This is a genomic window from Catenulispora pinistramenti (genome assembly GCF_018274385.1).
Taxonomy (GTDB): domain Bacteria; phylum Actinomycetota; class Actinomycetes; order Streptomycetales; family Catenulisporaceae; genus Catenulispora; species Catenulispora pinistramenti.
Genome location: NZ_JAAFYZ010000033.1, coordinates 49,715 through 64,468, shown reverse-complemented (window position 1 = coordinate 64,468; position 14,754 = coordinate 49,715). Strand labels below are relative to the sequence as shown.

The window sequence follows — 14,754 nt, the reverse complement described above, 5'->3', positions numbered from 1 at the left end:
GGTGGAGTGGGTGGCCAGGGTGGGGCCGATGAGGGCCAGGGCGGCCGGGTCGGTCATGGTGTCGTGGGTGAAGGGGACGGCGTGTTCTTCGACGGCTCCCGTGATGTGGGGGCTCCACAGGCTCGGTTGCAGGGCGCTGCCTTCGGGTTTGTCGGTGGCGCGGAAGTGGAGCAGGGGGCCCTGGAACAGGCGGGGTGTGTGGTGCCGCGCCGCTCGGACGTTGTGGTTGTAGGCGCGGGTCAGGCGGGCGGCCAGGTCGGTGGCGTGGTCTGGGTCGAGGAAGCGGCCGCCTTCGCGTAGGGCCAGGTCGCGGACCGCGTCGGGGTCGACGGGTTCTGGGGCGTGGATCGGGTAGGCGTCCAGGACGGCGAGGAGCGCCACCTCCTCGCCGCGTTCCTGGAGGCGTACCGCGATCTCGTGGGCGATCAGGCCGCCTACCGACCAGCCCACCAGGTGGTAGGGGCCGTGCGGGGCGAGGTCGAGGATGCGGAGCAGGTAGTCCTGTGCCATCTCGGCGATCGACTGTGCGTCGTCCGAAGCCTTGTCTCGGAGGTCGTCCGGAAGGCTGTCCGGGGCGTTGTCCGCGACGGCCCGGGACTGGAGCCCGTAGATCGGCCGGTCCGGTTCGACGTACCCGCTCAGCCCGGCGAACGACCACGCCAGGCCGCCCGCCGGATGCACACAGAACAGCGGCGGCAGGTCGCCGGTGGTGCGGATCGGGTACACGACGTCGAAATCGCTGCCCGTCCCGGTCGCGCCGTCGAGGACGACCGCGAGCCCCGCGACGGTCGGCGCCTCGAACAGGTCACGCAGCCCGACCGTGACGCCGAGGTCTGCGCGGATCCGGCTGATGAGCCGGGCCGCGAGCAGCGAGTGGCCGCCGCGCGCGAAGAAGTCGTCATCGATGCTCACGGAGGGCACGTCCAGCGTCTCGGCGAACAGCGCGCACAGCGCCTTCTCCCGCTCGTCACGCGGCTCACGGCCCTCCCCCTCGCGACCGTCCCCCGCGCCGTCGGCGCCGGGATCCGGCAACGCGGCGCGGTCGACCTTGCCGTTCGGGGTCAACGGCAGCGCGGGCAGCACCGCCATCGAGGTCGGGACCAGGTAGCCGGGCAGCTTCGCGGCCAGGGCCCGGCGCAGCGCCGACGGGTCGAGCTCGGCAGCATCCTGCGGAACCACGTAGCCCACGAGCGCGTCGCCCCGGACCACGACCTCCGCCTGCCCCACACCGGGCAGCGCCGCCAATTCCGCCGCCACGCCGCCCGGCTCCACCCGGAAACCGCGGACCTTGACCTGGTCGTCGGTGCGTCCGAGGAAGTGGAGTCGACCGTCACGGCCCAACCGGACCAGGTCGCGGGTCCGGTACATCCGCGTACCCGGCGCCCCGTAAGGGTCCGCGACGAATCGCTCGGCAGTGAGCCCCGGCCGTGCCAGGTAGCCGCGCGCCAGTGACAGCCCGCTGACATACAGTTCCCCGGGCACACCCGGCGGCACCGGTCGCAGCGCGGCGTCGAGGATCCGCAGCCCGACCCCGGCAATGCCCGACCCGATGGTCGGCTCGTCGTCCGGAGCCAGCGGCTCGCTCATGGTCGCGCAGACCGTGGTCTCGGTCGGCCCGTAGGCGTTGAGCAGCCGCACCCGGCCGGCGAGCCGTCGCACGGCCGCACGCGGCAGCGCCTCGCCCGCCAGCGCCAGCGCGGTGAGCCCGCTCAAGCTGGCATCGGACATCAGCGGCAGCGCGGCCGGCGGGAGTGTCAGATGGCTGACAGAGTGCCTCCGCAGCAGGGCTTCAAGGGGAGCGCCTGGCAGCAGTTCCTCCTGCGGAGCCACGACCAGAGCCGCACCGCTGAGCAGCGCCATGCACAACTCGGAGAACGCGGCGTCGAAACTCGGCGAGGCGAATTGCAGAACCCTGCTTTCGCCGGTCACCGCGAAGTTCGTGATCTGACTCGCCGCGAGAGCCGGTATGCCGCTGTGCGTGACGACGACCCCGTTGGGTCGCCCCGTGGATCCGGACGTGTAGATCACGTACGCCGGATGGGCCGCGGCCAGCGATGCCAGCCGGTCCCGGTCGGAGAGATCGCGCTCGTCCAGATCGTTTTCCGCTCGGGCCTGAAGGCTCGCCATCATGTCCGGGTCCACAACCAGCATCGGCCGGGCATCGTCCACCATGAGCCGGATCCGCTCGGCGGGATACGACGGATCGATCGGCAGGAACGCGGCGCCGGCCTTGAGCACCGCCAGCGTCGCCACGATCAGATCCACGGATCGGGGCAACGCCAGGGCGATCAGCCGCTCGGGTCCGGCGCCCGCGGCGACCAGGCTCCGCGCCATACGGTTGGCACGGCGGTTGAGCTCGGCGTAGGTCAGCTCGACGGGACCGCCGATCACCGCGACGTTCTGCGGAGTTCGCCGCACCTGTTCCTCGAACAGCTCCGGGAACACCCGCGCCCCGGGCGCGCCGGAGCCCGCGAGTGCCCGTTCCACAACCGCAGCCTCAGCGGGCAGGACCAGGTCCGCGCCCCCGATCGGCGCGTCGGGATCGGCGGCGACTTGTCGCAGCAGACTGACGAAGCGTCCGGCCAGCTCCTCGGCCGTCTCGGCGTCGAACAGGTCGGCGCTGTACCGGAGCACGCCGCCCAACCCGTGGGCCCCGGCGGCGTCCCGGTCCTCCGCCAGATCGAATTCGAGGTCGAACTTCGCCGCCCGGACCTCGACCCCGACCGCCTCGGCCGTGACCCCGGCCAGGGCCGGGACCGGGCCCTCCCCCGTCCGCAGCGCGAGCATGACCTGGAACAACGGGTGCCGGGCCGCGGCCCGCTCCGGATTGATGCTCTCCACCAGGAGCTCGAACGGCACATCCTGGTGCGCGTAGGCGGCCAGCGCGGTCTGCCGGGCCCGCTCGACCAACTCCGCGAAGCCCGGGTCGCCCGAGGCGTCCAGGCGCAGCACCAGAGTTCCGGCGAAGAACCCGATCAGCTCGTCCAACTGCTCATCGGTCCGACCGGACACGGGAGTGCCCAGCGGGATGTCGGCGCCGGCCCCGAGCCGGCTGAGCAGCGCGGCCACCGCCGCGCCGAGCACCATGAAGGTGCTGGCGCCGTGGCGGCGGCCGATCGCGGCCAGCCCGGCGTGCGTCCGCTCGTCGACGGCGAACCGCACCGCGCCGCCGCGATGGCTCGGCACCGCCGGTCGCGACCGGTCCGTCGGCAGGGCCAGCTCCGCGGGCAGACCGGCCAACTCGCCGCGCCAGAACCGCAGTTGCCGGGCCAACGGGCTGGACGCGTCGCGTTCGTCCCCGAGGCGGTCGCGCTGCCAGAGGGCGTAGTCGGCGTACTGCACGGGAAGCGGCGTGAACCGCGGCTCGCTCGAAGCCGTCCGCGCCGGGTAGGCGGAAACCAGATCGCGCCAGAGCACCGCCGTGGAACCGCCGTCGGTGGCCGCATGATGCAGCACGAACAGCAGCAGGTGCTCATCGGTCCCGAGGCCGACCAGGACAACGCGGATCGGGATCTCCCGCGTCAGGTCGAACCCGGCCGCGGCGTGCGCGACCAACTCACGCTCCAGGGCGGTGTCATCGAACGCTGATCCGTCCACGAAGACGAACGGCACCACCGCGTCTGACGGATCGAGCACTTCCTGCCGGGGTTCGCCGTCCGTCTCGGGCAACACCGTGCGCAGGACCTCGTGCCGGTGGACCACGTCGTGCACCGCCTGCCGCAGCGCGTCCCGGTCCAGCGGGCCGGCGAGCCGGACGGCGACCGGGACGTTGTACGTGGCCGACGCGCCCTCCAACCGGTTCAGGAACCACAGCCGTTGCTGAGCGTGCGACAGCGGCACCGTCGCCGGCCGTGGCATCCGGGTCAGCGGTGCCCGCACCCCGCCCGCCACCTGGTCAGGCATCGCCACCGTCCCGACCGCCCCGATCATCCGGGCCAGCTCCTCGACCGTCGGCGCCTCGAACACCGCCCGCAGCGGAAGCTCGACGTCGTAGCGGGCCCGGATCCGGTTCGTGAGCTTGACCGCCATCAGCGAGTGCCCGCCGATGTCGAAGAAGCTCTCGTCGACACCGACCTCACCGGTGCCCGCCAACTCGGCGAACACGGCGCACAACTCCTCCTCCAGCGGCGTCCGCGGCGCGCGCCGGGGCCGGTGTTCCAAGGCGTGGTCCGGGACCGGCAGGGCTTTGCGATCGAGCTTCCCGCTCGGGGTCAGCGGCAGCGCCGCCAACGGGACGATGACCGCGGGCACCAGGTACTCGGGCAGTGCGGCGGCCAGTTCCCGGCGCAGGCCCGCGAGGTCTGTGAGGTTGACGTCCGTGAGGTTGACGTCCGTGAGGTTGAGGTCTGTGAGGTTGAGGTCCGTGAGGTCCGACCGCTCGGTCCCGGCGGCCACCACATACCCGACAAGCTGCTGGTCGCCCCCGCTGGTGCGGCGCACCGCGGCCGCCGCCTCGGCGACGCCGCCGGCCCGCCGCAGCGCGTCCTCGACCTCGCCCAGCTCCACCCGGAACCCGCGGATCTTCACCTGGTCGTCGACCCGCCCCAGGTAGTCGATCTGCCCGTCGGCGGTCCAGCGGACCAGGTCGCCGGTCCGGTACATCCGATCCCCGGGCCCGGCGAACGGGTCCGCGACGAAGCGCTCAGCGGACAGCGCGGGCTGGTTGAGGTAGCCCCGGGCGACTCCGGCGCCGCCGAGGTAGAGCTCCCCTGCGACCCCGGGCGGCACCGGCTGCAGACGTTCATCGAGGACGTAGGTACGGGCATGCGCGAGCGGCCGGCCGATCAGCGGCTTGCCGCCGGCCCCGTCGCCGTACCACGCGGTCGCGTAGACGGTGGCCTCGGTCGGACCGTAGATGTTGGCGACGGCACAGCCGGGAACCGCCTGGCGTATCTGGTCCACGACCTCGGCCGACAGCGCCTCGCCGGCGAGCACCATCCGGCCGGCCGTCAGCGCCGGGGCGGACCCGGCGTCGCGCAGCAGCACCGAGACCACCGAGGGCACGCCGCTGACCAGGCTCCCGGCGAACGGCCGCTCGGCGACCGCGAGCAGGTCCGGGACCACCTCGATGCTGCCGCCGGCGGCGAGCGGGGCGAACAGTTCGAACACCGACACGTCGAAGCTGAGCGAGGTGGCGGCCAGCACCCGCTCCAAGCCCTCGCGTCCGAACGTGTCCACGGCCCACCCGACGAGCGCGGCCATGTTGCGCCGCGAGACCACGACGCCCTTGGGGCGGCCGGTGGAACCCGAGGTGTGGATGGCGTATGCAGCCTGGTCGGGGTGCGCCGGAGCCAGCAGTTCGGCTGCGGTCAGCGGCTCGGCGGACAGCGCGGCGATGGTCTGTGCCTCAGCGGGATCGTCCAGGACGAGCAGCGGGACGGTGCCGCCTCGGGGTAGCTTGTCGGCCGCCGCGCGAGTGGTCACCACGAGCATCGGCGCGGCGTCGTCGAGCACGAAGGCGTTGCGCTCCGCGGGGTAGCCGGGGTCGATCGGCAGGTAGGCGGCTCCGGTCTGGTGCACCGCGAGCAGCACCGCGACCATCTCCGCCGAGCGCGGCACGGCGACCGCGACGAACCGCTCCGGTCCGGCACCGAGGCCGAGGAGGCGGTGGGCGAGGCGGTTGGCCCGCGCGCCGAGACGGTCGTAGGTCCATTCGGAGTCGTCGCAGTGCACTGCTACAGCCGTGGGCCGCTGAACGACGTTGGCCTGGAACCGGGCCAGCGGATCATCGGCAGCGGCAGCAGCAACCAGGCCGTGTTCCCCGACCGGCAGCGCGGCAGCCCCGCCGCCCCACTGCCGCAGGATGGTCTCGCGCTCGGCCGGCTCCAGCAGGTCGACCGCCCCGATCCGCACCCCGGGATCAGCGACGACGGCCTCCAGCAGGCGCACCAGCCGCCGGGTCAGAAGCTCGACACTGCCGGCGTCGAACAGGTCGGTACGGAACACCACCCGGCCTTGCACGCCGCCGCTCCCCCGGCGCTCGCGGACCTCGACGTCGAGGTCGAACTTGGCCCGGTCCGGCGCCGTCGGCAGCGGCTCGGCGACCAGACCCGGCAGCCCGAGCTCGGCCTCGGCGTTGTTCTGCAGCGTGAGCATCACCTGGAACAGCGGGTGCCGGCCGAGCGAGCGCGGCGGGTTCAGCGCCTCCACCAGCCGCTCGAAGGGCACGTCCTGGTGCGCGTAGGCGGCCAGGCTGTTCTGCGCGACCCGGGCCAGCAGTTCGGTGAACGCCGGATCGCCGCCGGTGTCGACCCGGTGCACCAGGGTGTTGACGAAGAACCCGACGAGGTCGTCGAGCGCCGTGTCCCCGCGCCCGGCGATCGGCCCGCCGAGCGGGATGTCCGTTCCGGCGCCGAGCCGCGTGAGGACCGCGGCGAGCGCGGCCTGGAAGACCATGTAGAGGCTGACACCGTGCCGACCGGCGAGTTCCTTCAGCCCCGCGTGGAGTTCCGGGGTGAGCTCGAAGCCGTGCACCGCACCGGCGTTGTCGGCGGCCGACCGCGGTCGATCCGTCGGCAGGGCGATCTCGCCGGGCAGGCCGGCCAGCGCCTGCCGCCAGTAGTCGAGCTGGCGGGCGATCTCGCTGTGCGGATCGTCCTCGGAACCCAGCACGTCCCGCTGCCAGAGCGTGTAGTCCGCGTACTGCACCGGCAGTGGCGTGAACTCCGGCGCGCGACCGGCGCTACGCGCGGTGTACGCGGCCACCAGGTCGCGGGCCAGCGGCGCCATCGACCAGCCGTCGGCGGCGATGTGATGGACCACGATCAGCAGCACGTGCACGGCGGGATCCGTGGTGAACAGCACCGCGCGGATCGGCGCCCGCGCGTCGAGCTCGAAGCCCGCACCCGCCGATTCGGCCACGGCGGCGGCCAGGCCGGACTCCGGCACCGCCACGACCGGGAGTTCGACGGTCACCTCGGGGCGGACGTCCTGGACCGGTTCGCCGTCGTTGTCGGGGAACACAGTGCGCAGACTCTCGTGCCGGCCGACGACGTCGCGCAGCGCGGCGAGCAGCGCCGCCCGGTCCAGGGCGCCGGTCAGCCGCAACGCCATCGGGATGTTGTAGGCGCCGTTCGGGCCTTCGAGCCGGTCCAGGAACCACAGCCGTCGTTGCGCGAAGGACAGCGGGAGCAGCGCCGGACGCTCGACGGGGGCCAAGGCCGGACGCCTGGCCTGATCGGCGGAGGCGACGACGCGCGCCAGAGCGCTGACCCGCGGCGCCTCGAAGACCGCCCGGACCGTCAGCTCCACGCCGAAGGCCGAGCGGACGGCGTTGACCAGCCGGATCGCCAGCAGGGAGTGTCCGCCGAGGACGAAGAAGTCGTCGTCGGCGCCGACCCGCGGCAGCCCGAGGACCTGGGCGAACAGCGTGCACAGGAGGGCTTCCCGATCGTCTGCCGGGGCCCGGCCGGACGCCTCGCCGAGGAAGTCCGGGAACGGCAGTGCGGCGCGGTCCAGCTTGCCGTTCGCGGTCACCGGCAGCGCGTCCAGGACCACGAACATGGACGGCACCATGTAGTCCGGCAGCCGCCCGGCCAGATGATCGCGAAGCAGGGTACTGATCTCCGCGGACTCCCGGAACGTCACCGGGCTGTTGATGAGCTCGGTCGTCGGGACCGCCGCTGCCGGCGCGGACGGCCGCGTCGAGATCGGTGTCCCGGCCGGGAACCGGGCGGCGTTCACCAGCAGGTAGTCGAAGGTGCCGAGCTCGGCGTCCGCGGCGGACCAAGTGGCCAGGACCCGATATCCGTGCCGCGCGCCGAGCTCCTCGACGGCCGTGGGGTCGACTCCACCCGGAGTGTCCAGCGCCGCCCGGATCTGCTCGATCGGGCCTGCTTCCTGGAGGATCCGGGCAGCCGACGCCTCGGGGAGGACCCGTGCGTTCGGCACGCCGAGCAGCCGCAGCGCGTCCGGCAGCCGGGTGGCCAGGTGCCGGGCCACCGGCGCCAAACCCTCCGCGTGACTCCAGCGCAGCACGTCGGCATCGTCGAATGCGGCCACGGAAGCCGCGGACCTCTTGTGCAGGACTACGTCATAGCGGTAGCGGCTCAGCTCGTTGTGGAACACGGCGTGCTTGGCCCGGACGTCCACACCGCCGACGTCCGCGAGCCAGCCGCGAAGCCGGTGGAAGTACTCGGGCGCGATCAGCAGTTCCTTCTCGCGGACGACCCGCCGGTCCACGGCGCGCAGCACCGCGTCCGGATCGGCGTCCGGGTCGGCGGCCGGGCCCGAGGTCAGCTCGACGGCCGTGTGAAACGACCGCAGCAGCCCCAGATGCCGGATGTCGCCGAGGAAGACTGCCCCGCCCGGGGCGAGCAGGTCCACCACCCGGCGCAGCACGTTCTCCAGGTACTCGCTGTTCGGGAAGTACTGCACGACGGAGTTGACGACCACCGTGTCGAAGAAGCCTTCCGGCAGCCCGGACGCGTCGTCCGCACCCTGCTGCCGCAACACCACCCCGGCCAGCTCCGGCCGGTCCGCGATCCGTCGGCCCAGCGCCTCTATCGCCTCCGCGGAGAAGTCCGTCCCCCAGTACTCCTGGCAGTCGGCGGCCAGCTGGGACAGGATCAGTCCGCTGCCGACCCCGATCTCCAGGACGCGGCGCGGCGCCAGCTCGCGGATCCGGTCCACGATCGCCGCCCGCCACTCGCGCATCTGCTCCAGCGCGATCGGCTCGCCGTCGTAGCTGCTGGCCCACCCGGAGAAGTCCTCGCCGAACGGGACGTCCTGCTCGGCGGCGTACATCGCGTCGTAGATCTGCCGCCATTCGGCGACCTGCTCGAGCTTGCCCTCCTCCAGGCGGTCGTGCAGCGCCGACCACTCCGGCACGACGTAGCCGACGAGCCGGGTCTGCCCGGTGTGGTCCTCGCGCGCCAGCACCTCCACCTGCGCCACCGCGCCGTGCCCGGCCAGTTCGGCGGCCACCTCGCCGGGTTCGACCCGGAACCCGCGCACCTTCACCTGGTCGTCGGCCCGGCCGGCGAACTCCAGGTGCCGCGCCGCGTTCCAGCGGCCCAGATCGCCGGTGCGATACATGCGGCTCCCGGCCGCTCCGAAAGGCGAGGCGACGAACCGTTCAGCGGTCAGGTCGGGGCGGCCCACGTACCCGCGGGCCAGGCCGGGGCCCTCGATGTAGATCTCGCCGACCACCCCCGGCGGGACCGGCCGCAACCGGTCGTCCAGGACGTGCACCCGCGAGTCGGAGAGCGCGTGCCCCAGCGGCACCCGCGCTCCGGCCTCGTACGGCGCCCGCACCTCGAACTGCGCGGCGCACAAAGTGATCTCGGTGGGGCCGTACAGCTGCCGGAACACCACGTCCGGGCACTTGCCCAGCAGCGCCTCCACGGCGGCCGGCGGCACGACGTCGCCTCCGGCCAGCACCTCCCGCACGCCGGCCAGGCACTGCGGTGCCTCCTCGGCGACCACCCGGAACAGACCGGCGGTGAAGTGGACGGACGTGATCCGTTCCCGCTCGATCAGTCCGGCCAGGTCGTCCACGCCGAGCCGGCCCGGCGGGGCGAGCACCACGCGGCCGCCCTGGGTGAGCGGGACCCAGAGCTCGTAGTCGGAGATGTCGAACGCGTACGGCGCGTGCATCAGCACCCGCTCGTGCCGGCCGGTCTGCCAGCTCGGATCCTCGACCAGCGACAGCAGCCCGGCATGGGTCACCGCGACGCCCTTGGGCGCACCGGTCGAGCCCGACGTGTACATCACGTAGGCGAGCTGCCGGGGATCGATCACGCCGGACGGGACGGCCTCGGTATCGGTCTTGAAATCGGCATCGGCGCTGTCGACAACCAGCACCTCACGCTCTCCGGCGAGTTCTGCGACCGCGCCACCAGCATCAGTGAGCAGGAACGCCACGCCCGCGTCGTCCAGGATCCACCTCAGCCGGTCGGCCGGATACGCCTCGTGCAAGGGCACATAGGCACAGCCCGCCTTCAACGCGGCCAGGATCGCGACCACCAGTTCCGGCGAGCGCTTGAGGAACACGCCGACCGGCGTCCCGGGCCCGGCCCCCGCCGCGATCAGCCGTGCCGCGACAGCGTCAGCCCGCTGATCCAGCTCGCGGTAAGTCAGGGTGCGACTTCCCAGACTCACCGCACCGGCCTCAGGGGTGGCCCGCACCCAGTGGCTGAACGCGTCCAGGACCGTCAGCCCGGCCGACGCGGCAGGCGGCGTCTGCGGCGTCGGCGGCGCGCACAGCCAGGACCGCTCGTCCTCGGTCAGGATGTCGATGCCGTGCACCGGGGCGTCCGGAGCCTCAACGAACGCCGTCAGCAACGCGACCAGCCGGTCCACCAGCCCGGCCGCCGTCCGGGGCTCGAACAGATCCGCCGCGAACTCCACCGCGCCGCCGATGCCCGCGGGCGAGCCGTCCGCCCCGAAGCTCTCGCGGAAGTTGAAGGCGAGGTCGAACTTGGCCGCGACCGCCGCGTCCGGTTCAACGACGGCTTCCAGGCCGGGGAAGTCCACCACGGCCGAGGCGTTGTTCTGCAGAGCGAGGAAGACCTGGAACACCGGGTGCCGGGACAGCGAGCGCACCGGGTTCAACACCTCGACCAGCCGCTCGAACGGCACATCCTGGTGCGCGTAGGCGGCCAGGTTCATCTCCCGGACCCGGCCCAGCAGCTCGGCGACCGTCGGATCCCCGGAGGTGTCGGTGCGCAGCACCAGGGTGTTGACGAAGAAGCCGATGAGGTCGTCGAGCGCGACGTCGGTGCGCCCGGCGACCGGCGTGCCCAGCGGGATGTCGTCCCCGGCGCCGAGCCGGGTCAGCAGCGTGGCGACTGTCGCCTGGAGCACCATGAACAGGCTGACGCCGTGCGCGCGGGCCAGGTCGAGCAGGCGCGCGTGCAGCTCGGCCGGCACCGCCACCGGCGCGGCGCCGCCGCTGGACCCCAGGACCGCCGGCCGGGGCCGGTCGGTCGGCAGGTCCAGCTCGCGCGGCAGGTCGGCCAGCGCGGCCCGCCAGTGCGCCAGCTGCTGCGAGATGGCGCTGTCGGGGTCGTCCTCGGCGCCGAGAAGTTCGCGCTGCCACAAGGTGTAGTCCGCGTATTGGACCGGCAGCGGCCGCCAATCGGGCTCGCGGCCCGCACGGCGCGCGCCGTAGGCGAAGGCCAGATCGGCGGACAGCGGCAGCATGGACCAGCCGTCGCCGGCGATGTGGTGCATGACCAGCAGCAGTACCGACTCCTCGGCGGACAGCTCGAAGGCCCGCACTCGGATCGGCAGGTCCGCGGACAGGTCGAAGCCGCGGCGCGCGACGTCGGCCAGCGTGCTGCGCAGCGTCGATTCGTCGCCGTCGGCTGCCGAGAACTCGACCGTGGGCCGCGCGAGCGCCGCGTCGAGGATCCGCTGGACCGGGACGCCGTCGAGTTCGACGAACAGCGTCCGCAGGGACTCGTGACGGCGCACCAGATCGCCGACGGCGGCGGTCAGGGCATCGTGGTCGAGCGTCCCGCGGATCCGGATCACCCGCGAGACGTTGTAGGCGGTGGCCTCGGGATCCATCTTCTGGAGGAACCACATGCGCTGCTGGGCGTAGGACAGCGGGAGCTCAGCGGGTCGCCGGGACACCCGGTGCACCGCCGTGCGGGCCCGGCCCGCGTCCGAGAGCCGGGCCGCGAGCCCGGCCGGGGTCGCGGCCTCGAACACGGCCCGGATCGGCAGTTCCACCCCGAAGGCGGCGCGGACCCGGCTCACCAGCCGGGTGGCCAGCAGCGAGTGCCCGCCGAGTTGGAAGAAGTCGTCGTCGGCGCCGACCGTCGGCAGGTCGAGCAGTTCGGCGAAGACCGCGCACAGGACCTCCTCGGCCGGGGTGCGCGGCGCCCGGCCGCCGATCCCGCCGGCGAAGTCCGGTTTCGGCAGGGCCCTGCGATCCAGCTTCCCGCTGAAGGTGAGCGGGATGGCGTCCAGGACCACGATCGCCGAGGGGACCATGTACTCCGGAAGCACCCCGGCGGCCGTGCGCCTGACGTCCTCCGGATCCGGCAGCCCGCCTTCGGCGGCCACCACGTAGCCGACGATGCCCGGGCCGCCGGGCAGGTCGTCGCGCAGCACCGCGACCGCGGTGCCGACCGCCGGGTGCTCGGCCAGCACCGCCTGGACCTCGCCGAGCTCGATGCGGAATCCGCGCAGCTTCACCTGCTCGTCCGCCCGGCCGACGTAGACCAGCTGACCGTCGGGCCGCCAGAACGCCAGGTCGCCGGTGCGGTACATCCGGGTCCCCGGCGCCCCGAACGGGTTCGCGACGAACCGCTCGCCGGTCAGACCGGGCCGGCCCAGGTAGCCGCGGGCCAGTTGCGGCCCGGAGACGTACATCTCGCCGGGGACGCCCAGCGGCATCGGCCGCAGCAGTTCGTCGAGGATGTAGATCCCGGTGTTCCAGTACGGCCGGCCGAACGGGACCGGCCCGGCGGACAGCTCGGCGCCCGGCGGGATGCGGTTCTCCGCGCAGTTCACCGTGGTCTCGGTGGGCCCGTAGGCGTTGATCAGTTCCACCCCGGGGTGCGCGGCGCGCCAGCGCGCCACGGCCTCAGCGTGCAGCGCCTCGCCGCCGAGCAGAAGGGTGTCGCTCGGCGAGAACCTCTCCGGGAGCTCATCGAGGATGGCGACGTGGCTCGGCGTGGCCTTCAGGAAGCTCGGCGGCGCGGTCGGACCGGTGTCGGGGCCGCTGAGATCGAGCACCCCGACCCGGACGCTGCCGCCGCCGGCCAGCGGCGGATAGATCGAGGTGCCCGTGGCGTCGAAGGCGATCGAGGCGTGCAGCAGGGTACTGCCGGTGGTGCTCGGCCGGACCGCCGCCGGAAAGGCGTCCAGAGCCCGGGAGGTGTAGGCGGCCAGCGCGCTGTGCGGGACCCCGACGCCCTTGGGGCGCCCGGTGGAGCCCGAGGTGTAGATGACGTAGGCGAGCTGGTCGGGGTCCGGCAAGACCGCGGGAGCCGACGGCGCCTGCGGATCGGCGAGGCGCCGGGCCGTGGCCGGATCGTCCAGGAGCACGGCCGCCGGACCGTCGGCGGGCAGCAGGCCGGTCAGTTCCGCGACCGTGACCACCACGCCGGGCCGCGCGTCCCCGATCAGGTAGGCGACGCGCTCGACCGGATAGCCGGAGTCGACCGGGACGTACGCGGCCCCGGTCTTCAGCACCGCGAGCAGAGCCACGATCAGGTCGGCGGTCCGGGGCAGCAGCACCGCGACGAAGGTCTCCGGTCCGGCACCGTGCTCGGCCAGCAGCGCGGCCAGCCGGGCGGTGCGGGCGTCGGCCTGTGCGTAAGTCAGGGACGTGGCATCGTCGACGACCGCGACGGCATCGGGAGTGGCCGCGACGTTCGCGCCGAACCGGTCGAGCACGCTGACGTAGGGGACGTCGCGGACTTCGCCGTTCCATTCCCGCAGCACCAGATCCCGCTCGGCGGCGTCGGTGAGCTCGATCGCTGACACCGGCAGGGCGGGCTCGCGGACCAGGCCGGAGAGCAACCGGACGAACCGGGTCGCGATCGCCTCGGCGGTGCCGCGGTCGAACAGGTCCGACCGGTAGTCCAGCCGGCATTCCAGCCCCGCGGGGGCGCCGTCCGCGGCGAACCGCTCGACGGCGTGCACGGCCAGGTCGAAGCGGGCCGCGCCGATCTGCCGCTGCTCGGCGGCGACGGTCAGGCCCGGCAGCTCCAGGACCGGCGTCGTGTTGTTCTGCACGGCCAGCAGTACCTGGAACAGCGGGTGCCGGGACACCGACCGCTGGGGATTGATCGCCTCGACCAGGCGCTCGAAGGGGACGTCCTGGTTCGTCAGCGCGCTCAGGGCCGCGTCCCGGACCCGGTCGACCAACGCGCCGAAAGCCGGGTCGCCGGCGGTGTCGGCGCGGACCACCAGGGTGTTGACGAAGAACCCGACGAGTTCGGCCAGCCCCTCCTCGGTCCGGCCGGCGACCGGGACGCCGATCGGGATGTCGGTCCCGGCGCCGAGCCGGGTGAGCAGGGCCGAGAGCCCGGCGTGCAGCACCATGAACACGCTGACGCGGCGCTCGTGGGCCAGCCCGGCCAGCGCCCGATGGGTGTCGGCGTCGATCTGGAAGGACACGGAACCGCCCTCGCGGGCCGGCCGGGAGCCCCGCGGCCGGTCGAACGGCAGCGTCAGCTGGTCCGGCAGGTCGTCAAGGGCGCCGCCCCAGTAGGCGAGCTGGCGGGACAGCCTGCTGGCCGGGTCGTTGTCAGCGCCGAGCAGATCGCGCTGCCACAAGGCGTAGTCGGCGTACTGGACGGGCAGCGGCTCCCACTCCGGCGCCGGGCCCGAGCACCGGGCCTGGTAGGCGACGGTGAGATCGCGGGCCAGCGGCGCCATCGACCAGCCGTCCGCGGCGATGTGGTGGACCACCAGCAGGAGCACGTACTCGCGCGCGCCGAGCTCGAACAGCGTGGCCCGCAACGGGATCTCGCGGGCCAGGTCGAACGGCCGGGCCGCGGTCGCGTCCAGGCTCTGGGCCAGGTCATCGGCTCCGACCGGCAGCACCGGCAGCTCGATCCGCACCTGGTCCCCGGCAAGGATCACCTGCTCCGGTTCGCCGTCCCGGTCCTGGAAGACCGTGCGCAGCACCTCGTGCCGGCCGACGATGTCGGCCAGCGCCGCGCGCAGCGCCGCCCGGTCCAGGTCGCCGGTCAACCGGACTTCGAGCGGGATGTGGTAGGCGGCGCCGCCCTCTCCCATCTGTTCCAGGAACCACAGCCGGCGCTGGGCGAACGAGAGCGGGATCATGCT

General features: G+C 73.1%; 1 protein-coding gene. It reads right to left on the bottom strand.

Annotated elements, in window-relative coordinates:
* A partial coding sequence (locus tag KGQ19_RS12760) for a non-ribosomal peptide synthetase (protein ID WP_212009318.1) occupies positions 1-14,751 on the bottom strand: 14,751 nt, incomplete at its 3' end.
* Positions 14,752-14,754: the final 3 nt, after the last annotated feature.